The sequence below is a fragment of the Pantoea vagans genome (genome assembly GCF_001506165.1).
Taxonomy (GTDB): Bacteria; Pseudomonadota; Gammaproteobacteria; order Enterobacterales; family Enterobacteriaceae; genus Pantoea; species Pantoea vagans_C.
Window position 1 is genome coordinate 895,308 of the sequence record NZ_CP011427.1, and the last position, 24,081, is coordinate 919,388.

The 24,081-nt window shown below is 54.9% G+C and carries 18 protein-coding genes; 14 read left to right on the forward strand and 4 right to left on the reverse strand.

Translation table 11 applies throughout. The features are described from left to right. Positions 1 to 64 precede the first annotated feature (64 nt). Positions 65 to 403, forward strand: coding sequence for a nitrogen regulatory protein P-II (glnB, locus tag LK04_RS04100; RefSeq protein WP_039329891.1), 339 nt, complete (start codon positions 65 to 67; stop codon positions 401 to 403). Positions 404 to 451: 48 nt separating this feature from the next. Here the strand turns inward: glnB and hmpA are convergent, their stop codons facing one another. Then, positions 452 to 1,636, reverse strand: a complete 1,185-nt coding sequence (gene hmpA / locus LK04_RS04105; protein ID WP_039329890.1) for an NO-inducible flavohemoprotein — start codon at positions 1,634 to 1,636, stop codon at positions 452 to 454. Between the two features lie 337 nt (positions 1,637 to 1,973). Here hmpA and glyA point away from each other — a divergent pair, with 337 nt between their 5' ends. Together glyA and LK04_RS04115 are read left to right on the forward strand one after the other, a co-directional pair. Next, positions 1,974 to 3,227: a serine hydroxymethyltransferase gene (glyA, locus tag LK04_RS04110; RefSeq protein ID WP_039329889.1), complete on the forward strand. Its 1,254-nt coding sequence runs from the start codon at positions 1,974 to 1,976 to the stop codon at positions 3,225 to 3,227. Between the two features lie 186 nt (positions 3,228 to 3,413). Further along, complete coding sequence (locus LK04_RS04115; protein ID WP_039329887.1) at positions 3,414 to 4,550, forward strand: 3-phenylpropionate MFS transporter; 1,137 nt, start codon at positions 3,414 to 3,416, stop codon at positions 4,548 to 4,550. Here the strand turns inward: LK04_RS04115 and csiE are convergent. After that, positions 4,547 to 5,815 (reverse strand): stationary phase inducible protein CsiE, encoded by a 1,269-nt coding sequence (gene csiE, locus LK04_RS04120; protein WP_039329885.1) that lies wholly within the window; start codon positions 5,813 to 5,815, stop codon positions 4,547 to 4,549. The genes LK04_RS04115 and csiE overlap by 4 nt on opposite strands. A 157-nt stretch (positions 5,816 to 5,972) precedes the next feature. Here csiE and LK04_RS04125 point away from each other — a divergent pair, with 157 nt between their 5' ends. Together LK04_RS04125 and LK04_RS04130 are read left to right on the forward strand one after the other, a co-directional pair. Then, positions 5,973 to 6,599 carry a DUF1007 family protein gene (locus LK04_RS04125; RefSeq protein ID WP_039329883.1) on the forward strand — a complete coding sequence of 209 codons (627 nt, stop codon included), beginning with the start codon at positions 5,973 to 5,975 and terminating at the stop codon, positions 6,597 to 6,599. Next, positions 6,590 to 7,573: a nickel/cobalt transporter gene (locus tag LK04_RS04130; RefSeq protein ID WP_039329881.1), complete on the forward strand. Its 984-nt coding sequence runs from the start codon at positions 6,590 to 6,592 to the stop codon at positions 7,571 to 7,573. Before LK04_RS04125 ends, LK04_RS04130 begins: the two co-directional genes overlap by 10 nt. Positions 7,574 to 7,615: 42 nt before the next feature. Here the strand turns inward: LK04_RS04130 and suhB are convergent, their stop codons facing one another. Beyond that, on the reverse strand, positions 7,616 to 8,419 hold the full coding sequence (gene suhB, locus LK04_RS04135; protein ID WP_039329879.1) for an inositol-1-monophosphatase: 804 nt from the start codon (positions 8,417 to 8,419) through the stop codon (positions 7,616 to 7,618). Between the two features lie 121 nt (positions 8,420 to 8,540). Here suhB and trmJ point away from each other — a divergent pair, with 121 nt between their 5' ends. The 5 genes from trmJ to sseB all read left to right on the forward strand — a co-directional run bounded on the left by trmJ (position 8,541) and on the right by sseB (position 13,792). After that, positions 8,541 to 9,284 carry a tRNA (cytosine(32)/uridine(32)-2'-O)-methyltransferase TrmJ gene (gene trmJ, locus LK04_RS04140; protein WP_039329970.1) on the forward strand — a complete coding sequence of 248 codons (744 nt, stop codon included), beginning with the start codon at positions 8,541 to 8,543 and terminating at the stop codon, positions 9,282 to 9,284. Between the two features lie 135 nt (positions 9,285 to 9,419). Next, the gene (gene iscR, locus LK04_RS04145) at positions 9,420 to 9,917 is read left to right on the forward strand and encodes a Fe-S cluster assembly transcriptional regulator IscR (protein WP_038645393.1); all 498 of its coding nucleotides are present in this window, start codon (positions 9,420 to 9,422) and stop codon (positions 9,915 to 9,917) included. Between the two features lie 483 nt (positions 9,918 to 10,400). Then, positions 10,401 to 11,570 carry an IscS subfamily cysteine desulfurase gene (locus LK04_RS04150; protein ID WP_039329865.1) on the forward strand — a complete coding sequence of 390 codons (1,170 nt, stop codon included), beginning with the start codon at positions 10,401 to 10,403 and terminating at the stop codon, positions 11,568 to 11,570. Between the two features lie 61 nt (positions 11,571 to 11,631). Then, a complete protein-coding gene (gene pepB, locus LK04_RS04155) occupies positions 11,632 to 12,918 on the forward strand; it encodes an aminopeptidase PepB (RefSeq protein WP_039329862.1) in 1,287 nt (428 codons plus the stop codon). Positions 12,919 to 13,024: 106 nt separating this feature from the next. Continuing rightward, the gene (gene sseB, locus LK04_RS04160) at positions 13,025 to 13,792 is read left to right on the forward strand and encodes an enhanced serine sensitivity protein SseB (protein WP_039329860.1); all 768 of its coding nucleotides are present in this window, start codon (positions 13,025 to 13,027) and stop codon (positions 13,790 to 13,792) included. Between the two features lie 100 nt (positions 13,793 to 13,892). Here sseB and sseA read toward each other — a convergent pair whose 3' ends face one another. Beyond that, complete coding sequence (gene sseA / locus LK04_RS04165) at positions 13,893 to 14,735, reverse strand: 3-mercaptopyruvate sulfurtransferase (RefSeq protein ID WP_039329859.1); 843 nt, start codon at positions 14,733 to 14,735, stop codon at positions 13,893 to 13,895. Between the two features lie 155 nt (positions 14,736 to 14,890). Here sseA and LK04_RS04170 point away from each other — a divergent pair, with 155 nt between their 5' ends. The 4 genes from LK04_RS04170 to LK04_RS04185 all read left to right on the forward strand — a co-directional run bounded on the left by LK04_RS04170 (position 14,891) and on the right by LK04_RS04185 (position 24,059). Further along, positions 14,891 to 19,777 (forward strand): alpha-2-macroglobulin family protein, encoded by a 4,887-nt coding sequence (locus tag LK04_RS04170; protein WP_039329857.1) that lies wholly within the window; start codon positions 14,891 to 14,893, stop codon positions 19,775 to 19,777. Between the two features lie 6 nt (positions 19,778 to 19,783). Continuing rightward, on the forward strand, positions 19,784 to 22,102 hold the full coding sequence (gene pbpC, locus LK04_RS04175; protein WP_039329855.1) for a peptidoglycan glycosyltransferase PbpC: 2,319 nt from the start codon (positions 19,784 to 19,786) through the stop codon (positions 22,100 to 22,102). A gap of 168 nt (positions 22,103 to 22,270) precedes the next feature. Continuing rightward, on the forward strand, positions 22,271 to 22,702 hold the full coding sequence (gene ndk / locus LK04_RS04180; protein ID WP_007884899.1) for a nucleoside-diphosphate kinase: 432 nt from the start codon (positions 22,271 to 22,273) through the stop codon (positions 22,700 to 22,702). A gap of 187 nt (positions 22,703 to 22,889) precedes the next feature. Next, a complete protein-coding gene (locus tag LK04_RS04185; protein WP_039329851.1) occupies positions 22,890 to 24,059 on the forward strand; it encodes a bifunctional tRNA (adenosine(37)-C2)-methyltransferase TrmG/ribosomal RNA large subunit methyltransferase RlmN in 1,170 nt (389 codons plus the stop codon). Positions 24,060 to 24,081: the final 22 nt, after the last annotated feature.

Sequence of the window (24,081 nt, forward strand, 5' to 3'; positions counted from 1 at the left end):
GCGTCAGGAACACATATACTAAGGTTATCCGTCCATCATGGAGGGAGTGAAAAAAGGATCTGTCATGAAAAAGATCGATGCAATTATTAAACCATTCAAACTCGATGATGTGCGCGAAGCGTTAGCAGAAGTGGGCATCACCGGGATGACGGTCAGTGAAGTGAAGGGCTTTGGACGTCAAAAAGGCCATACTGAGCTGTATCGTGGTGCGGAGTACATGGTCGATTTTCTACCAAAAGTGAAAATCGAGATGGTGGTGGGTGATGACATCGTCGACACCTGTGTAGAAGCCATTATGAAAACCGCGCAAACCGGTAAAATCGGCGACGGTAAGATCTTCGTCTTCGACGTGGCGCGCGTTGTGCGTATCCGTACCGGTGAAGAGGACGAAGAGGCAATCTAAACCTCTCCGTTACCCGCTAAAAAGCCTGCATTGAGCAGGCTTTTTTGTTTACAGCACTTTATGTGGACCGAAGACTTCATAGTGGATGCGATCGGCACTGACTCCGGCATCAACCAGCTGGCGGGCGACAAACTGCATAAACGGCAGCGGGCCACACAGCCAGTATTGGCGATCTTGCTGATTTAATTCGCCTGAGACGCTGGCGAGATCCATCAATCCCTGCGCATCATAACTTCCCGCATCCTGGCTTTCAGGCTGTCGATACCAGATATGGCTGCTGAATGTTGCCAGGCGTGCGCCTGTGGCTTTAACTTCATCAGCAAACGCATGCTGTGATTTGCATTCGGCGGCATGCAGCCAGTTGACGGCACCTGCATGCTGTTGGTCGGCAAGGCTGGCCAGCATCGCCAGCATCGGGGTCTGTCCGACACCGGCTGAGATTAGCGTGACAGGGGACGAGGATGCGGTTTGCAGGAAGAAATCACCGGCGGGCGCCGCACACTGCACAATGTCGCCGACTTTGGCGTTGGCATGAAGCCAGCCTGAAACGCTGCCGTGTTCTTCGCGCTTAACGGCAATGCGATAGGCTTTTCCGTTAGGCAGATGCGTCAGTGAATACTGGCGATGCTGAATATTGTCGCTGCCAGCGGGGCGCAGACTCACCGCCAGATACTGTCCGGGTAAGAAATCAGCCACTGGCTGCCCATCATTAGGCACCAGCTCAAAGCTTTTGATGACCGAACTTTCCTGATTGATGGCGCGGATACGGAAGTCTCGCGCACCACGCCAGCCACCGGCTTTCTCTTCGGATGTACGATAAATCTCTTCTTCACGCTGAATAAACACATTAGCCAGCACGCCGTAAGCTTTACCCCAGGCTTCCAGCACCTCATCGCCCGGATTGAGCAGCTCTTCAATGGTTGCCAGCAAGGTTTCACCCACCACGGCGTACTGCGCAGGCTGAATGTTCAGGCTGGTATGTTTCTGTGCGATCTTCTCCACCGCGGGCAATAACACCGCCAGATTTTCCAGATTGCTACCGTACGCCACAATCGCATTGAACAACGCTTCACGCTGGTTGCCGCTGCGCTGATTATTCATGTTGAACACGTCTTTTAACTCTGGGTGTTGTGTTAACAAACGCTGATAGAAGTGGCCGGTGAGTTGAGGGCCAACCTGGGCGATGGCGGGTAAAGAAGATTTAACGGTAGCGATAGTCTGCGCATCTAGCATGGTGAATACCTCAGGGTAAATTTAAACATGTATTTTAAATGCATCTTATGATCGTTCATCTTGCCTGTAAATCCCCCGCTTTGATTACGGGTTATGCGGTAAAGCTGGAAGCTGGCACACAAACCTGAAAAATATTCCCGTGCAATGTGAAGGAATATCGTGATTTTCAGGCGTAAAAAAATGCGTAAAAATCCCGTTCCAGCGCCATGCCAATCGTTTGCGTAAAAAGAGCGGGTTGCGGCTACCTTCACCTGACAAAACCGTTTACACTATTGGCCTTCGCCCCCTTGCCGGGGCCTAAACTGCCGTTAAAAGTTAGCTAGTCAGGAGATGCCGGATGTTAAAGCGTGATATGAACATTGCCGATTATGATGCCGAGTTGTGGCAGGCTATGGAGCAAGAGAAGGTGCGTCAGGAAGAGCACATTGAACTGATTGCTTCTGAAAACTACACCAGCCCACGCGTTATGCAGGCGCAAGGTTCACAGCTCACCAACAAATACGCGGAAGGGTATCCGGGCAAGCGTTACTACGGCGGATGCGAATACGTTGATATCGTTGAACAGCTGGCGATTGATCGCGCAAAAGAACTGTTCGGCGCAGACTTTGCCAACGTACAGCCTCACTCAGGTTCTCAGGCGAACTTCGCGGTGTACACTGCGCTGCTGCAGCCGGGCGATACCATCCTGGGGATGAACCTGGCGCACGGTGGTCACCTGACTCACGGTTCTCCGGTTAACCTGTCGGGCAAACTGTATAACGTTATCCCTTACGGCATCGACGAAACCGGTAAAATCAATTACGACGAACTGGCTGAGCTGGCTAAAACCCACAAGCCTAAAATGATCGTCGGCGGTTTCTCTGCTTATTCTGGTGTTTGTGACTGGGCTAAAATGCGTGAAATCGCGGATAGCGTGGGTGCTTACCTGTTCGTTGACATGGCGCATGTTGCCGGTCTGATCGCAGCGGATGTGTATCCGAACCCGGTTCCACATGCGCACATCGTCACTTCAACCACACACAAAACCCTGGCGGGTCCACGTGGCGGTCTGATTCTGGCGAAAAACGGCGACGAAGATCTGTATAAAAAACTGAACTCCGCAGTGTTCCCGGGTGGTCAGGGCGGTCCATTGATGCACGTCATCGCCGGTAAAGCGGTCGCGTTCAAAGAAGCCATGGAGCCAGAGTTCAAGTCTTACCAGCAGCAAGTCGCGAAAAACGCGAAAGCAATGGTAGAAGTGCTGCTGGAGCGTGGCTACAACATCGTTTCAGGTGGGACTTATAACCACCTGTTCCTGATCGATCTGGTAAGCAAAAACCTGACCGGTAAAGAAGCCGATGCCGCGCTGGGCCGTGCAAACATCACTGTGAACAAAAACAGTGTACCAAACGATCCGAAGAGCCCATTCGTGACCTCAGGTGTGCGTATTGGTACCCCAGCGGTGACCCGTCGTGGCTTCAAAGAAGCAGAAGTTCGCGAACTGGCTGGCTGGATTGCGGATGTGCTGGACAACATCAACGACGAAGCGACCATTGAGCGCACTAAGCAGAAAGTTCTCGACATCTGTGCACGTCTGCCAGTTTATGCCTGATTTGGCATAACGTTGAAGTGATAAAAAGGATGGCGAAAGTCATCCTTTTTTTATTGTGCAACAAAAGCTTATCCAGCTGCATACCTTCACATTCCTCCTGTCTCACTATTTCCTTTTGAGTTCTGCTCTGACAAAGTAGCCGCCAAATTGGCTGCGGGCGCAGCCGACATGCCTGCGGGAGGCAAAATGACCATCGGATCGGCCAGATGGCTGGGACTCAGCTACTTCACTTATTTCTTTTGTTACGGCATCTATCTCCCTTTCTGGAGCGTTTGGCTAAAAGGCATCGGCTTAGATGCTGAGAAAATCGGCCTGCTGCTGGGATGCGGCATGGTGGCGCGATTCGTTGGCAGTTTGTTTATTGCCTCACAGGTGAAAAATCCCTCCCAACTTATTCTGGCGCTGCGGCTGCTGGCGTTAATGACCTGCTTATTCGCTTTGGGATTTTGGTTAGGCGGTCAGTGGCTCTGGCTGCTGCTGGTGATGGTGGGCTTTAATCTGTTCTTCTCACCCCTGGTGCCATTAAGCGACGCGCTGGCCGCGACCTGGACGCAGCAAATCGGTCTGGCCTATGGTCCGGTGCGCTTATGGGGATCGCTGGCGTTTGTGATCAGTTCCGCGCTCACCGGGATGATGGTCAATGCCTGGTCATCGCAGGCGATTCTGGTTTTACTGAGTTTGGGCGTACTGGTGATGTTATCCGGCATGATGCTGGTTCCGAAAACACGACCACAAGGGGATGTGCGGCAGGGAGCCAGCGGTGGATGGTCGGCGTGGCGCGACCTGCTGCGTGAAAATGCGGTTTGGCGCTTTATGCTGTGTGTGACATTAATGCAGGGCGCTCACGCGGCGTATTACAGCTTCAGTGCCATTTGGTGGCAGGACGCGGGCTACTCGACCTCGGTGATTGGCTATTTGTGGTCATTGGGCGTGGTGGCGGAAATTGTGATATTTGCCCTCAGTAATCGGCTGTTCCGCCGCTGGAGTGCACGTGACTTGCTACTGCTCTCCTGCGTTTGTGCACTGGTACGTTGGGTGATGCTCGGTTCAAGCACGGCGCTGCCGTTGCTGATTGTGGCGCAAATTCTGCATTGCGGCAGTTTTACCGTGTGCCATCTGGCGGCGATGCGTTTTATTGCCTCACGCAAGGGGGCAGAGGTGATCCGTTTGCAGTCGCTATACTCGGCGTTAGCGATGGGGGGCGGTATTGCTGTGATGACGATGATTTCTGGCGTACTGTTCACCCACTTGCAGGGGCATCTGTTCTGGGTGATGGCGCTGGTCGCGCTTCCTGCACTCTTCCTGCGACCGCGCGCCGCTTAAGCCTCCAGTAATTGCCGGATACGCTGCTGCTGATGATAACTCAGCGGCAGCTCGGCATGGATCAGTGGCGGGGAAAATAGCGGTAAAGAGGTGGCATAGGGGGTGATCACCAGCGCAACGTCACGCGGGGCGCCTTCACGTTGAAAATGCAGCATATCCTGATAGGTGATGTTGATGGGCAGCAGTGTCATTTCGCGGATCTGCTGCTCCAGTAATTGCTCCAGCGCAGCATCTGCGCCCGTTAACAGCAGTACCTGCTTTTCCTGCAATGCGCTCTCCTGCATCAGCCAGGCGCCAAAGAGTACCGCCACTAAACTCACCTCCTCAGCATTGAATTGCGTGCCGAAATCGCTGCTGAAATGATACAGCGCGCGCTCGGTGGTGCGCAGCAATCGTGGATAGAGTCGCGCAACATCCAACGCCACACTGTTATCAATGCCAATAGCAAAGTGGCTGCGATCCAGTGCCTGAGCCAGATGGGTAAAGAGTTGCAGTTTTAGCTCATGCTGATTTTTGATGCGAGTCTGTGCCAGTTGCTCAAAGCGGGCAATCAGCGCTTCTACCGCCGCCATCAGCTTTTCAGCCTGCGCATCACGCAGTTGATTGCCATCCGGCGCATGGATCAAGCTGAATAACAGTGTCCAGAAATCGGTTTCACTGACGTCCGGGGCTAAATGGCAACGCTTCTGCCAGTGATGGATGACATCGTCAGCTGCGGCACGCTCTGTTTTAGCGGCCAGCCATGCGCGCTGTTTTTCGCTGAACAGGGCGTTTTGTCGCTGGCACAGCGCATACTTCATGAAGATTTGCAGGAACAGGCGATCGCGCGGACTAAAGTCACGGGACAGCCTTAAACCGCAGTGCTGGATCAGCGCCTGTAAGTTGGTTTCATCCCACAGTGCTTTTTCGATGTTGAGCACTTTCAGGCGCTGGCGTAGCACCGGGGCAAAATGTTGGCAGACGAAATCCTGCGACAAACGCAGTGCGCGTCGCAGCCAATGGAGCAGGCATAGCCGCCTGTCCAGTTCCGTCCCATGTATGCGAAAACTGCCATCGACCATCTGGTGTAACTCCAGTTGATGGTAGCGCTGTATCTCATCACCGACTTCCGCGATATCCTGTCGGGCGACGACAGGATCAACGCCATTTAACTGGCAGAGTTTTTCAAGCGTTAGCGCGGGAGCGGGCAGAAACAGTAGCAATAGCAGATGGCAACGACGCTGGGCGCGGCTGAAGAGTGGTGCAGATGAAGGTGCAGAACTCATCAAGTGTATTATCCGCAGGTCATTTTTTTAGCTAAGAATAGCTAACTCCACGCGGTAACCCTGCACTTTGTCGTGACTTTTGCTCAGAGCTTTAAAGCGGGTCACAGTTTTTCTGGACCACTATAATCTTCACTTGAGAATTGTTACTTTATAACACATGAAAATTTTACTCATTCCCATTACGCTGCTGTTTAGCGCTGCGGCCTGGTCACATCCGCACAGCTTTATCGATATGAAAACCGAGTTTGTCAGTGACAACAATCACCTGACCGGCATGAAGATGGTGTGGACCATGGACGAGATTACCTCAGCCGATTTGCTCTATGACGCGGGCAAGGCGAAACCCGGGGATGTGGTGTGGAAAAAGCTGGCGGCACAGGTGATGGCGAATGTGTTGGGGCAGCACTACTTTTCTGAAGTGTGGCAGGACAAAACGCGCGTGAAATTCCTGAATTTACCCAAGGAGTACAACTTGTCGCGTAATAGCAACAAAGCGGTGCTGGAGTTTATTGTGCCGTTTGGTGAGCCCCAGTTACTCACTGACAGGCAGTACCGCATCCAGACGTTTGATCCGAGTTACTTTGTCGATATGTATTACGACAACCCACAGGCATTAACCATGGACGACAGCGTGAAAGCGCATTGCCAGATTGATTTGCATACCCCGAAACCTGACGACTCGCTGAAACAATATGCGCTGTCACTGGACAAAGCCGATGCGCCGCCTGAAGACATGGACCTGGGCCAGCAATTTGCACAAACGGTAACCCTGACATGTCATTGATTTCTCTGCCTGCCCGTACACGTCGCCTTTGGCCGCTGTGGTTGTTAGCGTTAATCATGTTGGCGGCGGGTTTTACCTTATGGCAGCACTGGTCGCAAATTCTGCTGCAAAGCGTGATGTGGCAAAAAATTCTCAATCGCGAAATGACGCAGTTACTGCAGCAAGTTTCACAGCAGCCGCAGCAGGCGGGTGTAACGCTGATGCTGTTCAGCCTGGCGTACGGTGTCTTGCATGCGCTTGGGCCTGGCCACGGCAAAGTGGTGATCAGCACCTTTCTGGCCACCCATCCTGCAAAGCTAAAAACCAGTATGAAACTGACGCTGTTGGCCGCGCTATTACAAGGTGGCGTGGCGATTGGGTTGGTGACGGTGATGCTGGTGGTACTGCAAACCTCATCACGGCAGATGCACCTCGGCAGCTATTGGCTGGAGAAGGGGAGCTATCTGTTAGTGATGGCGCTAGGCGTGTGGGTGGGATGGCGAGCGCTGCGTTCTCTTTATCAGGTGTTACGTCCCGTGCGGCAAAAAATGCAGATTCACGCTCTCCGTCCGCATCATCAGCATGACGAAAACTGTGGATGTGGCCATGCGCACTTGCCCAGTGCTGAACAGATGGATCAGGCAGTGAGTAAGAAAACGCAGGCGCTGGTGGTGTTTTCCATGGGGATGCGACCCTGTTCCGGAGCCATCATGATGCTACTGTTTGCAAAGGTCATTGGTGTCTACGCCTGGGGCGTGGCCTCTGCGGTAGCGATGGCGGTCGGAACCGCGGTGACAGTTTCCGCTATGGGCCTGCTGGTTCAGCGATCGCGCCGACTGGCGGAACGATTGGGGGCGGCGAACAGCGGTACACGCATGGCAAAAATCGTGATGCCGGCGTTGGCATTGGCTGGAGGGGCATTATTGGTTCTGGCGGGAGCTTTTCTGTGGCAAAGCGCGCAACCGATGATGAGTAGCGGCTTGCGCCCGTTCTAAGGGCGTAAAAAAAGGCGGATAGGATATCCGCCTTTATTCTGCTTAGCGCTTCAGCGCTTCGCTCAGTTCTTCACGCATGGTCGCCAGCATGGCTTTAACAACGCGAGGGTTACCGGCAACGATGTTACCGGACATCATATAGCCGTGGTTGCCGGTGAAGTCAGTCACCAGGCCACCTGCTTCACGCACCAGCAGTTCGCCCGCAGCGAAATCCCAAGGCTTCAGGCCGATCTCAAAGAAACCGTCCACACGACCAGCCGCCACGTAGGCCAGATCCAGCGCAGCAGAACCCGTACGACGGAAGTCAGCACACTGAGTAAACAGTTTGCCCACGATATTGATGTATGGCGTGGCGTGTTGCTTCAGTTTGAACGGGAAGCCGGTGGCGAGGATGGTGCCATCCAGATCGCGTGCTGTGCTGCCACGAAGACGGTAGCCATTCAGCTGTGCGCCCTGGCCGCGTACGGCGGTGAACAGTTCGTTGCGCATTGGATCGTAAACCACGGCAACTTCGGTGCGGCCTTTAATGCGCACAGCGATAGAAACAGAGAAGTGTGGTAAACGTTTGATGAAGTTGGTGGTGCCATCCAGCGGATCGATTACCCATTGAATATCTTGATCATCGCCCGCCAGTTCACCGCTTTCTTCGGTGACGATGGAGTGTTGCGGGTACGATTTACGAATGACTTCGATAATCAGACGTTCTGCGTCACGGTCAACATTGGTAACGAAGTCGTTGCTGCCTTTCTGGCTAGCTTCAACCGCGTCCGGGGTTTCATAATTCTTGGCAATTAAATTTCCGGCCTTGCGCGCTGCGCGCACGGCGATGTTGAGCATCGGATGCATCGGTATCTCTCGCTGGATGTTAAAGAACGGGTGAAAACGGCGCGGAGTATATCAGGGTGTTCAGCAAATGTCCTGCTTTTATGCTAGGCTACGCGCCATCATTTTCTCATCACTGACTATTATGCTGCAAAATATCCGAATCGTACTGGTTGAAACCTCGCACACCGGCAACATGGGCTCTGTTGCCCGCGCTATGAAAACCATGGGCTTATCCAATCTGTATCTGGTCAACCCGCTGGTTAAACCGGATTCACAGGCCATCTCGCTTGCTGCTGGCGCCAGTGATGTGATCGGCGACGCGAAGATCGTTGATACGCTGGACGAGGCGATTGCCGGTTGTAGCTTAGTGGTGGGCACCAGTGCGCGTTCACGTTCACTGCCGTGGCCGATGCTGGATTCACGTGAATGCGGCATTAAAAGTGTTGAAGAGGGCCAGCAGGCACCCGTTGCATTGGTGTTTGGTCGCGAGCGCGTTGGCCTGACCAACGACGAATTGCAGAAGTGCCATTATCACGTTGCCATTCAGGCCAACCCAGAATACAGCTCGCTCAACCTGGCGATGGCCGTGCAGATTATTGCCTACGAAGTGCGTATGGCCTGGCTGGAAGCACAGGAAAAAGCCAACCCGCAGCCGCAAGAAGAGGAGTCTCCTTATCCTTTAGTGGACGATCTGGAGCGTTTCTATCAGCACATTGAAAAGATGATGCTGGACAGTGGCTTTATTCGCGAAGGTACGCCGAGCCAGGTGATGAGCAAACTGCGTCGTCTGTATACCCGCGCGCGCCCGGAGCGTGATGAATTGAATATCCTGCGCGGCATGCTGGCATCCTTCCAAAAGCCTAAAGGTGATAAGGGTAATAGTTGAGTAAAACAGTTGGTTAAATAGTTGAGTAAATTACTTGGTTAAATAGTTGACCGTTTTACTCAGGAATGGCAGACTGGCGTCAATTCATCAGATAGCCCGCCGATACCCGGACGGACGCTTACGAGGTTGTATGCTATGAGACTGACATCCAAAGGACGTTATGCCGTAACCGCTATGCTGGACGTTGCACTGCACTCCAATGAGGGCCCGGTGCCACTGGCAGATATTTCTGAGCGTCAGGGCATTTCGCTCTCCTATCTGGAGCAGTTATTCTCGCGTCTACGTAAGCACGGCCTGGTAGCCAGCGTTCGTGGCCCAGGCGGCGGTTATCTGTTAGGTAAAGATGCGGGCGCTATCGCCGTGGGTGCAGTGATTACCGCGGTTGACGAATCCGTTGATGCGACCAAATGCCAGGGCAAAGAAGGTTGCCAGGGCGGCGAACGTTGCCTGACCCACGTTCTGTGGCGTGATCTGAGCGAGCGCATCAGCGAATTCCTCAACAACATCACCTTGGCAGAACTGGTCAACAACCAAGAGATCCTGGACGTAGCAGACCGTCAGAATATGACTGATAACCGTCGCTTCCAGCAGCACCGCATGCAAGAAACCATCAACGTTAATCTGCGCGCTTAATTCTCTCCCAGTTCTAACCCGTCATGCTTGGTCTTCAGCCAAAGCATGACGGGTTCATTCCCTCAAACGTTTTCGTCGTCCACTCTTAAACTCTCAATTTCTACGCTATAGTTCTCGATCCCGACCCTAAATGATTTACGTTGCAAGAAGGCGGCAAGTGAACGAATCCCCAGGAGCTTACATCAGTAAGTGACTGGGGTGAGAGCGCGCAGCCAACGCACTTGTGGCGTAAAGCATGACGCATTCATTCCCTCAAATGTTTTCGTCGCCCACTCTTAAACTCTCAATTTCAACGCTATAGTTCTCGATCCCGACCCTAAATGATTTACGTTGCAAGAAGGCGGTAAGTGAACGAATCCCCAGGAGCTTACATCAGTAAGTGACTGGGGTGAGAGCGCGCAGCCAACGCACTTGTGGCGTAAAGCATGACGGGTCGATTCATGCTATAAAGGCGTATGATTTAATATACGGAGTTCTAGCGCAATGAAATTACCGATCTACCTGGATTACGCAGCGACCACGCCTGCGGATCCGCGTGTCGCCACCAAAATGATGCAGTTCCTCACTTTGGATGGCACCTTCGGTAACCCCGCTTCCCGTTCTCACCGTTTTGGCTGGCAGGCTGAAGAAGCCGTTGATGTGGCACGCAATCAGATTGCTGAGCTGGTTAACGCCGATCCGCGTGAAATCGTTTTTACCTCTGGCGCTACTGAAGCTGACAACCTTGCGATTAAAGGTGCAGCGCAGTTCCATCAGGCACGCGGCAAGCACATCATTACCAGCCAAACAGAGCACAAAGCCGTGCTGGATAGCTGCCAACAGCTGGAGCGTGAAGGTTTTGACGTCACCTGGCTTCAGCCGGGTAGCGACGGCATTGTCACGCCTGCGATGCTGGAAGCCGCGCTGCGTGACGATACCGTACTGGTTTCACTGATGCATGTGAACAATGAAACCGGGGTGATTCAGGACATCGCGGCCTTTGGCGCATTGTGCCGGTCGCGTGACATTCTGTTCCACGTTGACGCCACCCAAAGTGTGGGCAAGCTGCCGATTGACGTCAGTACACTGCCGGTCGATCTGATGTCGTTCTCTGCACATAAAATTTATGGTCCAAAAGGCATTGGTGCGCTGTGGGTGCGTCGCAAGCCTAAATTGCAGATTGATGCGCAGATGCACGGCGGTGGACACGAGCGAGGGATGCGTTCAGGGACGTTACCGGTGCATCAAATCGTGGGGATGGGCGAGGCGTACCGCATTGCGCGTGAGGAGATGGACAGTGAAATGGCGCGTCTTGCGACATTGCGTCAGCGTCTCTGGCACGGTGTGAGTCAGTTAGATAATGTTAAGGTTAACGGCTCGCTGGAGCAGGGCGCGCCGAATATTCTGAACCTCAGTTTTGCCCACGTTGATGGCGAATCGCTGATTATGGCGTTGAAAGACTTGGCGCTCTCATCCGGTTCCGCCTGTACCTCTGCCAGCCTCGAACCCTCTTATGTGCTACGCGCCATGGGCGTTGAACAGGAGCTGGCTCACAGTTCACTGCGCTTCTCTCTGGGCCGTTTCACCACAGAGGAAGAGATTGATTATGCTATTGAACTGGTTAAAAAAGCGGTCAGTCGTTTGCAGACGTTAACCCCTGCAACGTCCCGCTAATTCATGCACCCCTTGCGCCGGTTCTGGCGCAAGGTGACACCTAACGCAACGGAGCCACGCGATGACAACACAACCGATGACAATTACGCTCAGCTCCCAGGCCGCCGATGCGCGCTGGGGTGAAAAAGCGTTGCTGAGCAGCACTGAAAGTGGCATGACCGTACACCTGACTGGCGCGGATGCGCTGATGAGCATTCAGCGCGCGGGGCGTAAGCTGGACGGCCAGGGTATCCGCCATGTTGCACTGAGCGGTGAAGGCTGGGATTTAGAGAAGTGCTGGGCATTCTGGCAAGGCTATCGCAGCCCAAAAGGCCAGCGCCAGGTTGAGTGGCCAGAACTGAATGAACACGATCAGGAAGAATTCGATCGTCGTCTGAAGATCATTGATTGGGTTCGCAACACCATCAACCTGCCAGCGGAAGATCTGAGCCCAGAGCAACTGGCACACGGTGCTATTGATCTGATCACAGAAGTGGGCGCAGATGCTGTCAGCTATCGCATCACCAAAGGCGAAGATCTGCGCGAGCAAGGTTATGCCGGTATTCACACCGTAGGCCGCGGTTCAACGCGCCCACCGGTATTGTTGGCGCTGGACTTTAACCCGACTGGTGATGAGAATGCGCCAGTTTATGCCTGCCTGGTCGGTAAAGGCATCACCTTCGATACCGGTGGCTACAGCCTGAAGCAGAGCGCCTTTATGGATTCGATGAAATCCGATATGGGCGGGGCTGCAACCCTGACGGGCGCGCTGGCGTTGGCGATTTCACGCGGCCTGACGAAACGCGTGAAGTTGTATCTGTGCTGTGCAGACAACATGGTGAGCGGTAACGCGTTCCGTCTTGGCGACATCATCCGTTATCGCAACGGTAAAACCGTTGAAGTGATGAATACCGATGCCGAAGGCCGCCTGGTATTGGCTGATGGCTTGATCGATGCCAGCGAGCAGAATCCTGAGTTGCTGATTGATGCCGCCACCCTGACCGGTGCAGCGAAAACCGCGCTGGGTAACGATTATCACGCGCTGTTTACCTTTGATGACGTGTTGGCTGAATCACTGATGGGGAGCGCAACCGGTGAAAACGAAGCTTTCTGGCGTTTACCGTTGGCCGAGTTCCATCGTAGCCATCTGCCATCGAACTTCGCCGATCTGAATAACATCGCCAGCCCGGCACATGCCGCCGGTGCCAGCAGTGCGGCCGCTTTCCTCTCGTATTTCGTTAGCAAATATCAGCAGGGCTGGCTGCACATTGACTGTTCTGCGACCTATCGCAAAAGTGCTGTCGATCAGTGGTCCGCTGGCGCAACCGGCCTTGGCGTGCGTACCGTCGCCAACCTGTTATTGAAATAAAGCCGCTGCGCATCATGCGCTGCTGCAGGGCCGCCATTTATGGCGGCCAAAAAGCGCTTAAGTCACAGACTTCTGCCTGAGCTTGCCGTTTTTTGGAACTGGATAAATGAGTAATCGTCTTGAAGAGGTGCTGAAGCTGGCCGCTACTGAGCCCGCGCACCGTCCGGAATTTTTTCAACTGCTACTGGAATCTGACGTCTGGGTACCGGGTGAAAGTCCTGCTGAACAATTTGATGCCACCTCACCGGTGGAATTGCTGCACTGGGAAAAAGAGGGCGGTGGTAGCGTGATCCCGTTCTTCACTTCTGAAGAGGCGATGGGTGAGGCGATCAAAGAGGAGCAGCCATACCTGCGTTTACCGGCGCGAACCCTGTTCGAGATGACGTTGGGGGAGAGTTTGTTCCTCAATCCGAAGTTGCCAGCGGGCAAAGAGTTTTCTCCGGGCGAGATTGCGCATCTTATCGGTGAAGAGGGCAGTGCACTTAGCCAGCAAACCGTTCTGGAAGGTGGCCATGCGCTGTTATTGTCGGAAGTCGCTGAGCCACCGGCGCAGATGATTGATTCGCTCACGCAGCTGTTTGCCAAGTACAAGCAGGTGCGTCGTGCTTATATTGCCAGCATCCGCGAAAGCGCCACGGAAGAACCGAACCTGCTGATTGGCATTGAAGCGGACAGCAATATTGATGAGATTATCCAGGCCGCAGGCAGTGTCGCTACCGATACGCTGGCAGACGATGCCCCCATCGATATCTGCGAAGTGGTGAGCGATGAGAAGGGCGTGAGCCATTTCTTTACTGCTCACATCACACCGTTCTACGAGCGCCGCTGGGGCAGCTTCCTGCGTGATTTCAAAGGCAGCCAGCGCATTATTTAAAATACCCGTTGTAGCGGCGCAATTTATTGCGCATCGGTCAGCCATCGTGCGGCTTCAGATACGCGCGTTAAATCGCGCCGCTACCCTGCATTGCAATCTCTTATTTCTCGATCGGCAAATCGTCGCGGCTGCCCCATTCTCCCCAAGAGCCGTCATACAGCGTCACATCTCGCACACCCAAAGCGGTCAATGCCAGAATCACCACTACCGCCGTCACGCCAGAACCACAGCTGGCGATAATCGGCTGATCCAGCTTGATTCCCGCTTTCTCGAACAGATCGCGCAGCTCAGCAGCGGGCTTAAGCGCACCGTTCACCACCAGATTATTCCACGGCATGTTCAGGCTGTTGGGAATGTGTCCGCGCAGTAAGCCGGGACGGGGCTCATCCACTTCAGCGTTAAAGCGGTTAGCGGCACGGGCATCAACGATCTGTGCGCCACCTTCATGGCTGATCAGCAGCACATCCGTCAGGCGCTTCACCTGCGCGCTGTCATAGTTGGCTTCAAACTCGCCTTCCGGCAAGCTGACTGGCCCTGTCGCAACGTCAAACCCGGCCGCTTTCCAACCCTGTAATCCTCCCGCCAGTATGGAGACGTTCACGCAACCAAAGGCGCGCAGCATCCACCAGGCGCGTGGCGCAGAAAACAGGTTGCCCTCATCGTAGATCACCAGATGTTTATCCTGGTTGACGCCCAGTTCGCGCATCGCGACTGCAAAAGCTTCGGGGCGCGGCATCATATGTGGATAAGCGCTGGTGTGATCGGATAAAGCTTCGATATTGAAGTAAGGCGCATCCGGCAAATGTCCAGCCAGATATTCTGCCTCGATATCGCGCACCGCTTCCTGACCAGGCGGCAACATGCGCGCATCCAAAACCTGCAACGTTTCCTCGGTGTAATGCTCTTTTAACCAATCGGCAGATACAAACAGGGGAGCTGTCATCGCAACAACCTCTTCTTAATCATCGGAAAGCAGAAAGGCCCAGTGTCCGGGAATGTGAACGCTATCTCAAGGGTATCATTGCTAAAGTGAGTAGGTTGATGTGAAATTGCGCAGCAAACACTTTTTAACCTTTTGGGGCTGGTGAGGGACTTACCATGGCAAGACGTGTTAATCGACTGCTGCTCAGTGTGCTGATCGGCGGATCACTTTTGGGCAGCACATTGCTGCCTGCACAAGCGGCGGATACGCCTGCGGTGCAAAAGGCGGCAAAAACACTCGCGGTTATCGACCTTTCAGAACTGCAACTGGATGGCGCGGCGGCACTGGTGTTGACCTTCAACACCGCGCTCGACAGCAAGCAGGATATCAATGCGCTTATCCACCTCAGCGATGAGAAAAGCGGTAAAGTTGATGGCGGCTGGGAGCTGGCGCAAAATGGCAAAACCTTGCGCTTCCGCCATCCTGAGCCGTCGCGCAAATTGACGGTCACCGTTGATGCTGGCCTCAAAGCCGCCGATGGCAGCAGCTTATCCAGCCCTTTTAACCAGACACTCACCACGCGTGACATCCAGCCGATGGTCGGTTTCTCCAGCCGGGGTTCATTACTGCCGCTGCGCCTGACGCAGGGTTTACCGGTGCTGGCGCTGAATGTGAATAACATTGATGTCGACTTCTTCCGGGTAAAAAGTGCCGCGCTGGCCGATTTTCTCGCCCAGTGGAATTACGGCAACAATCTTTCGTACTGGGAATCCCGCGACCTGCTGAAAAATGCTGATTTAATCTACAGCGGTCGTTTTGACCTCAATCCAGCACGTAACACCCGTGAAAAAATGCAGCTGCCGCTGGGTGACGTTGATGCACTCAAACAACCCGGTGTGTATCTGGCGGTGATGAAGCAGGCGGGCACTTATAACTACACGCAACCCGCGACCCTGTTCACCCTCAGCGACATTGGCTTTTCGCTGCACAGCTTCCCGGATCAACTGGAACTCTTTACGCAAAGTCTGGCGAGTGGCGCGCCGCTGGATGACGTCAATGTGCAACTGCTGGATGAAAAAGGCCAGCAGCTGGCAAGTGGCAGCAGTGACAGTCAGGGCCATCTTCGTTTACCCGCCAATGCCAAAGGTAAGCTGCTGCTGGCGACGCTAAAAGGACAAACCTCGCTAATCGATCTTAATCGCCCCGCCTTGGATCTGGCAGAATTCCCGATCGACGGCCCACAAGGTTACGACAAACAGTTTTTTATTTTTGGTCCGCGCGATCTCTATCGCCCCGGCGAAACTGTCATTGTGAACGCCTTACTGCGTGATGCGGATGGCAAGCCGCTGCCACCGCAACCGGTGAAAGCTGAGGTGGTGCAGCCGAATGGTGAAGTCACACAAACCTTTGTGTGGCAGCCGGAAAACGGTATCTATCAGCAGCGTTTTGCGTTACCTGCTTCGGCCATGACCGGAGAGTGGACGCTGCGTATTAACAGCGGGGATAACCAGCCGCGGAACTGGTCATTCCATGTGGAAGATTTTCTGCCAGAGCGGATGGCGTTGGCGCTGAGCAACAGTGAACAGCCGCTGGCACCGGATGCGACAGTGACTTTTGCGGTTGAAGGGCGTTATCTCTATGGCGCGCCTGCGGCAGGCAATGAACTGCAGGGGCAACTGTTCCTGCGCCCGGCGCGTGAAGCGGTGACGGCACTACCTGGCTACCAGTTTGGTGACATTACCGAAGAGCTAAAGCGCAGCCTGGACGATGTCGACGAGAAGCTGGATGAAAGCGGCAAGCTGCAGCTCAACGTGGAGAGCAACTGGGCGGAGAGTCACTCACCATTAAATTTGATTTTGCAAGCCAGCCTGCTGGAAACCGGTGGCCGTCCGGTGACGCGCCGCGCAACTCAAGCCATCTGGCCTGCGCCTGCACTGCCGGGTATTCGCCCGCTGTTTAACAGCGAATCAGTCTACGACTATCGCACCGATCGTTATCGTGATGAACCGACGGTGCCAGAAAACAGTCTGGCGGAATTCGATGTGGTTTATGCCAACCCTCAGGGGGAGAAACTGGCCGCACAGGATCTGGATGTGCGCCTGATTCATGAGCGTCGTGACTATTTCTGGAGCTTCTCCGACAGCGAGGGCTGGCAGTCGCGTTACGATCAAAAAGATCTGCAGGAAGATGAGCAGCACATCACTATCGCGGCGGGTGGCAGCCAGAAAGTGAGCTTCCCGGTGGAGTGGGGCACCTATCGGCTGGAAGTGCATGCGGGTGACAAGATTATCAGCAGTGTGCGCTTCAATGCCGGTTACTGGTGGCAGGACAATACCGACGGCACGGGTGCGCTGCGTCCCGATCAGGTCAAACTGAAAATCGATAAAAGCGCCTATCAGCCGGGTGACACTGCGCACGTGCAGGTCGAATCACCTGCGGCCGGTAAAGGTTATCTGATGGTGGAGTCAAGCAGCGGCACACTGTGGTGGCAACCGCTGGATGTGCCTGCAGGTGGCGCGACCATTGATGTCCCTGTCAGTGAAAGCTGGCAGCGTCACGATCTTTATCTCAGCGTTATCGTCGTGCGACACGGCGATAAAGCCAGTGGCACCACACCCAAACGGGCGGTGGGTCTGCTGCATTTGCCGATGGCTACGGAAGCGCGTCGCCTTAACCTGGTATTGGATGCGCCGGATAAAATCCGCCCTGAGCAGACCATAAAAGTGAAGGTCAAAGCCAGCCGAGAAGGTGGCGAGTTACCCAAGCAGGTTCAGGTTTTGCTGTCTGCGGTGGACAGTGGCGTGTTGAACATCACGGATTACAAAACGCCGAACCCGTGGCAGGCGTTCTTTGGTCGCAAGCGCTACAACGCCGATCAATACGATGTTTATGGTCAACTAATTGAAGGCGGCGGCAAGCTGGCCGCGCTGCGTTTTGGCGGTGATTGTGACGATGCTGATGCGCTGTCTCGTGGCGGCAAGAAACCTGTGACGGACGTGCAAATTATCGCGCAGCAGCTGCAACCCGTCACGCTGGACGCTAATGGTGAAGGCACACTTGAACTGCCTGTTCCCGCCTTTAATGGTGAGTTACGCCTGATGGCGCAGGTGTGGAGTGACGACAGCTTTGGCTCGGCGGATCGTAAATTGGTGGTGGCTGCACCCCTGATCAGCGAGCTGGCAACGCCGCGCTTTATGGCCAGCGGTGACCAATCGACGCTGGCGCTGGATCTCACCAACCTCACCGATCAGCCTCAAACATTGAAGGTTGATGTGACGGCGAAGGGGTTGATTGCGTTGACCGGTAATGTGCCCTCTTCGGTGCAGCTGGCGAAAGGGGCGCGCACCACCTTGCAGATTCCCGTGAAAGCGCAGGGGGCCTTTGGCGAAGGCGCGGTGCAGGTCAAGGTTTCGGGCATGAGCCTGCCAGGGGAAACTTTGGCGCCGAGTGAGCGTCAATGGTCCATCGGCGTGCGCCCGGCCTATCCAGCACAAACCCTGAATTTCGAGAATGTGATGCAAACCGGCCTGAGTTGGCAGGTTGTCGCCAGCGCGTTTAATGGCCTGCAAAAAGACACCTTGACCGGGCAATTATCCCTGAGCAATCGACCACCGCTGAACATCGCCAGCTTCATCAGCCAACTTTATGCTTATCCTTACGGTTGCCTGGAGCAGACGGCCAGCGGGATTTGGCCGTCGGTATTCACCAACAAGGCGCAACTGGATGCCTTAGGTATCAAAACCAGCACAGACGAGGCGCGCCGCGCGTCGATTGCTACCGGTATTGCGCGCCTTGCTGGCATGCAACGTGGCAACGGCAGCTTTGGCCTGTGGAGCAAAGAGAGCGCTGAAGAGTTCTGGCTGACCGCTTACGTCACCGACTTCCTGCTGCGCGCCAGTGAGGCGGGGTACAGCGTGCCAGAAGGCGTCATCAGCCGTGCAGATGAGCGTCTGCTGCGCTACTTGCAGGACCCGTCACAGATTGAAACCAGCTGGAGCAGCGATGCCGATGGCCTGCGTTTCAGTGTGCAATCCTATGCCGGCTTGGTATTGGCACGCCAGCAACAGGCACCACTCGGGGCACTGCGTGCCTTGTATGACAAGCGTGAACAGGCAAAATCGGGTCTGGCACTGGTGCAACTCGGCGGGGCGTTGAAACTGATGGGCGATCAACAGCGCGCGCAGCTGGCATTGGCGCAAGGAATCGGATTGGAGCGTAAACCGAATAGCTGGCTGGGAGACTATGGTAGCCCGGTGCGCGATCGTGCACTGATACTCTCGCTGTTAACGGAAAATAAGCTGTTGCCAGATATGCAGGGGCCATTACTGATTGACCTGGCAAAAGCGGTGCACGGCCAGCGCTGGTTCTCCACCCAGGAAAATAACGCCCTGTTCCTTGCTGCGCGCACCTTACAGCAGCACAAAGGTGAGCAGTGGCAAGCCTCGCTACAAGGAAGAAGCGAACCGTTGAGCAGCAATCAGGCAATCAACATGGGGATCGACGAAGCGCAGCTGCGACAAGGGCTTTCGGTGAAAAGCGACAATGCGTCACCGCTCTACGGCACGCTGAATGTGGTGGGTTATCCGCGTACGGCACCGTCGCCAATGAGCAACGTCCTCAGCATTACCCGTGAATACTTCACACTGGAAGGGAAACCGGCCGATCTCACTAATCTGAAGAGTGGTGAACTGCTGGTGGTCCGACTGAAGGTGGCGGCCAGCGAACGTGTCAGTGATGCTTTGGTGGTGGATCTGTTGCCCGCGGGGCTTGAGCTGGAAAACCAGAATCTCAGCGACAGCAGCGCCAGTCTTGGCGACAGTGCTGATGCGCTGAAAGAGAGCATGATGGATATGCAGCAGGCCAACATCAAACACATTGAGTTCCGCGACGATCGTTTTGTCGCGGCGCTGGCGCTGGATGGCTACACGCCAGGCACGTTGCTGTATCTGGCGCGGGCCGTGACGCCGGGTAGCTATCTTCTGCCGCCGCCGCAGGTGGAATCCATGTATGTGCCAGAGTGGCGCGCGATTGGCAGCACGCCAGAAAAACTCAATGTGCGCTAAGCGTTGATGAACAAGGTAAAGCGACTAAAGCGGTGGCGCTGGCTGCCGCTTTTTTTACTACTGATGTTAGCAGGAATGTGGTTGCTGGATCGGCTCGATCCCTTGCCGCTGCAGGAGGTGCAGCCTGCGCGCGTCGTGGTGGCCGAAGATGGCACACCGCTGTGGCGTTTTGCGGACCAGCACGGGGTCTGGCGTTATCCCGTCACGCTGGAGGAGGTCTCGCCTGATTATATTCAGGCACTCCTGACCTACGAAGATCGCTGGTTCTGGCACCATCCGGGTATCAACCCGATGGCGATTGTGCGTGCCATCGGGCAAAACGTACTGCATCACAGCATTGTCTCGGGCGGCAGTACACTCACAATGCAAGTCGCGCGGCTGATCGATCCGCAACCGCGTACGCTGCGTGGCAAAGTGGTTCAGGCGTGGCGCGCACTGCAACTGGAGTGGCACCTGTCGAAGCGCGACATTCTGACGCTGTATCTCAATCGCGCCCCTTTTGGCGGTACCGTTGAAGGTGTCGGAGCGGCAAGCTGGATGTGGTTGGGTAAACCACCGTCACAACTCACTAAAGGCGAGGCGGCTTTACTCGCGGTGCTGCCGCAGGCGCCGAGCCGTCTGCGTCCAGACCGCTGGCCGCAACGTGCGGAAGCCGCACGTAACAAAATCCTGGATCGTCTCGCTGAGTATCGGGTGTGGTCGGCGCAAGATGTCGCTGATATCAAACAGGAGTCCGTCTGGTTGCCGCCGCGTCAGACGCCGCAAATGGCCCCGTTACTGGCGCGTCGTCTGCTGTCGCTTTCACCCGACAATAAAATTACCTCCACGATTGATGTGTCGTTACAGCGTGAGTTGGAGAGTCTGGCCACTTCGCTTAAAACTCAGTTGCCACCGCGCACCTCGCTGGCACTGCTGGTGGTCGATCACAGCAATATGAAGGTGCGTGGCTATGTGGGTTCGGTGTCTTTCAATGACGACAGCCGCTTTGGCCATGTCGATATGATCGCCAGCGTGCGCTCGCCCGGTTCGGTGCTAAAGCCTTTTGTCTATGGTATGGCGCTGGATGAAGGGCTGATCCACGGTGAATCGCTGTTACAGGATGTGCCGCGCCGCTTTGGCGATTATCGTCCGGGTAATTTTGATGCCGGTTTTCATGGCCCGGTCAGTGCCAGTGAAGCGCTGGAACGTTCGCTGAATCTGCCTGCGGTACAGTTACTGGATGCGCTCGGCCCGAAAACGGTGGCGGCGCGCTTACGCAATGTGGGCTTGAACCTGCGATTCCCGGCTGGCGCAGAGCCCAACCTGTCATTGATCCTGGGCGGCACGGGCGCAAGACTGGATGATATTGTCGCGGCGTACAGCGCTTTTGCCCGTCAAGGTAATGCGGCGCAACTGCGCTGGTTACCTGACCAGCCTCTGCTGGAACGGCCCTTGCTGTCACCCGGAGCAGCCTGGATTATTCGGCGCATACTGGCAGGTGAAGCGCTGCCTTCGGGCGCGGTGCCGGATATTGCACCACTGGCATGGAAAACCGGTACCAGCTATGGCTATCGGGATGCCTGGACCATTGGCATCACGCCACGTTATCTGATTGGTGTATGGGTCGGCAGACCTGACGCCACACCCGTCGCCGGGCAGTTTGGCTTTGCCTCGGCTGTGCCGGTAATGAATCAGGTCAACAATCTGCTGGCGGGGTATATGTCGGTGCGCGGCGCACCGCGTGACCCGCGCCCGGACTCGGTCAGCGCCATGAGCATTTGCTGGCCCGGAGGTCAGCCTTTACCGATGGGTGACGATAACTGCCGCCAGCGTCGCCAAAGTTGGGTGCTGAATCAAACGGTGCCGCCCACGCTATTGGCACCCGGTCAGGAGAGCGTTAACGGTCTACGCCAGCAATACTGGCTGAATAGCCAAGGCTTACGTGTGGCGGCAGATTGTCCGGATGCGCAAAGCCATGAGCGGCTGATGTGGCCATTACCGCTTGAGCCCTGGCTACCCTTAGCAGAGCGCCGCGAACAGCGCTTGCCGCCGATTGACCCGCGCTGCCCGCCGTTACATCAAGGCAATGCGCCACCAATGGTGATCACCGGCGTCATCAACGGTCAGCGCGTGCAGCCGCTGCCGGGCAAAATGGTATTGATATTGCCGGTGGCGGTGCAGGGTGGAAAAGGGGAGCAGCGCTGGTGGTTTTTGAATGGACAACCCGTTGAGCAGGAAGCGGAGAAAAACAGTGCCGCACTGGTGTTGAGTGAGCCTGGCCCGTATCAACTGGTGGTGATGGATGAAGCGGGGCAACTGGCATCCGTCTCATTTATTCGCGGCTGAATCCACGCTATGCCAGATTTTGCGCGTGTCCGCCCCGACAAAAATCAATTATTTTCGATAATTCCACCAATCGGCAATAGGCAACGCCTGATGATGTCCCTATAATCGGCGCGTTTTCTTACCGGGAGCGAGTTCCCGGTTTCTTCAGGATGCTAACTAGAGGTCATCATGGCAATCGAACGTACTTTCTCAATCGTTAAACCAAATGCCGTCGCTAAGAACGTGATTGGTGCTATCTACAACCGTTTTGAAAGCGCAGGCTTCAAAATCGTTGGCGCGAAAATGCTGCACCTGACCAAAGAGCAGGCAGAAGGCTTTTACGCTGAGCACAAAGGCCGTCCATTCTTCGATGGTCTGGTTGAGTTCATGACTTCTGGTCCCGTTGTTGTTTCTGTTCTGGAAGGCGAAAATGCCGTTCAGCGTCACCGTGACCTGATGGGTGCAACCAACCCAGACAACGCACTGGCCGGTACTCTGCGTGCTGACTACGCTGACAGCTTCACCGAGAACGCGACCCACGGTTCTGACTCAGCTGAGTCTGCTGCACGTGAAATCGCTTACTTCTTCGCTGAGAACGAAGTCTGCCCACGCACTCGCTAAGTGCGTTGCAGCTGATGCGGATAAACGTCTTTACACCTTTTACGCTTAAGTAAAGTCGTTCCCCCTGGCATCATGCAGCAGATGTAGTACAATTATGCGCCCTTGTTGAGCCAGCCTCAGCGAGGGCGCCTTTTTTTCCTATTCTTAACGAGAGCCGTAACGTGTAACAACGAGGCCAGAGAACATTATGTCCGAACAGATTGTGACGCCGTCGTCCGCTTCCCCCGTGGTTGTTTCCCCAAAAAACGAAAAAATTAACCTGCTGGATCTTAACCGTCAGCAGATGCGTGAATTCTTCCTTGAAATGGGCGAAAAGCCGTTCCGCGCTGATCAAGTCATGAAGTGGATGTACCACTACTGCTGCGACGATTTCGAGCAGATGACGGATATCAACAAAGTGCTGCGTGGCAAACTGATGCAGCGCGCTGAAATTCGTGCGCCGGAAGTGGCGGAAGAGATGCGTTCCAGCGATGGCACCATCAAATGGGCGATCCGCGTGGGCGATCAGCTGGTAGAAACCGTGTATATCCCGGAAGCCGACCGTGCAACGTTGTGCGTCTCCTCGCAGGTAGGTTGTGCGCTGGAGTGCAAATTCTGTTCGACCGCGCAGCAGGGCTTTAACCGCAATCTGCGCGTCTCCGAAATCATTGGTCAGGTATGGCGTGCGGCGAAAATCATCGGCGCAGCTAAGATCACCGGCCAGCGCCCGATCACCAACGTGGTGATGATGGGCATGGGTGAGCCGTTGCTCAACCTGAACAACGTGGTGCCTGCGATGGACATCATGCTGGACGATTTCGGTTTTGGTCTGTCAAAACGCCGCGTGACGCTTTCGACTTCAGGTGTGGTTCCCGCGCTGGATAAGTTGGGCGATATGATCGACGTTGCGCTGGCGATTTCACTGCACGCGCCGAACGATACCATCCGTGATGAAATTGTGCCGATCAACAAAAAGTACAACATCGAAACCTTCCTGGCCGCAGTGAAGCGCTATATTGGCAAATCAAACGCCAATCAGGGCCGAGTGACCATTGAGTACGTGATGTTGGATCACATCAATGACAGCACCGACAATGCCCATGAACTGGCGGCCTTGCTGAAAGAGACACCGTGCAAAATCAACCTGATTCCATGGAACCCCTTCCCTGGCGCACCTTACGGCCGCAGCTCAAATAGCCGTATTGACCGCTTCTCTAAAGTGCTGATGGATTACGGTTTTACCACTATCGTGCGTAAGACGCGCGGCGATGATATCGATGCCGCCTGTGGTCAGCTGGCAGGGGATGTGATTGACCGTACCAAGCGCACACTGCGTAAGAAAATGGCCGGTGAAACCATCTCTGTGAAGGCGCTCTGAAACCCATCGTCTGGTGATATTC

Coding starts and splice junctions, on each gene's coding strand:
- glnB (WP_039329891.1), top strand. CDS start 65: ATGAAAAAGATCGATGCAATTATTAAACCATTCAAACTCGATGATGTG.
- hmpA (WP_039329890.1), bottom strand. CDS start 1,636: ATGCTAGATGCGCAGACTATCGCTACCGTTAAATCTTCTTTACCCGCC.
- glyA (WP_039329889.1), top strand. CDS start 1,974: ATGTTAAAGCGTGATATGAACATTGCCGATTATGATGCCGAGTTGTGG.
- LK04_RS04115 (WP_039329887.1), top strand. CDS start 3,414: ATGACCATCGGATCGGCCAGATGGCTGGGACTCAGCTACTTCACTTAT.
- csiE (WP_039329885.1), bottom strand. CDS start 5,815: ATGAGTTCTGCACCTTCATCTGCACCACTCTTCAGCCGCGCCCAGCGT.
- LK04_RS04125 (WP_039329883.1), top strand. CDS start 5,973: ATGAAAATTTTACTCATTCCCATTACGCTGCTGTTTAGCGCTGCGGCC.
- LK04_RS04130 (WP_039329881.1), top strand. CDS start 6,590: ATGTCATTGATTTCTCTGCCTGCCCGTACACGTCGCCTTTGGCCGCTG.
- suhB (WP_039329879.1), bottom strand. CDS start 8,419: ATGCATCCGATGCTCAACATCGCCGTGCGCGCAGCGCGCAAGGCCGGA.
- trmJ (WP_039329970.1), top strand. CDS start 8,541: ATGCTGCAAAATATCCGAATCGTACTGGTTGAAACCTCGCACACCGGC.
- iscR (WP_038645393.1), top strand. CDS start 9,420: ATGAGACTGACATCCAAAGGACGTTATGCCGTAACCGCTATGCTGGAC.
- LK04_RS04150 (WP_039329865.1), top strand. CDS start 10,401: ATGAAATTACCGATCTACCTGGATTACGCAGCGACCACGCCTGCGGAT.
- pepB (WP_039329862.1), top strand. CDS start 11,632: ATGACAACACAACCGATGACAATTACGCTCAGCTCCCAGGCCGCCGAT.
- sseB (WP_039329860.1), top strand. CDS start 13,025: ATGAGTAATCGTCTTGAAGAGGTGCTGAAGCTGGCCGCTACTGAGCCC.
- sseA (WP_039329859.1), bottom strand. CDS start 14,735: ATGACAGCTCCCCTGTTTGTATCTGCCGATTGGTTAAAAGAGCATTAC.
- LK04_RS04170 (WP_039329857.1), top strand. CDS start 14,891: ATGGCAAGACGTGTTAATCGACTGCTGCTCAGTGTGCTGATCGGCGGA.
- pbpC (WP_039329855.1), top strand. CDS start 19,784: ATGAACAAGGTAAAGCGACTAAAGCGGTGGCGCTGGCTGCCGCTTTTT.
- ndk (WP_007884899.1), top strand. CDS start 22,271: ATGGCAATCGAACGTACTTTCTCAATCGTTAAACCAAATGCCGTCGCT.
- LK04_RS04185 (WP_039329851.1), top strand. CDS start 22,890: ATGTCCGAACAGATTGTGACGCCGTCGTCCGCTTCCCCCGTGGTTGTT.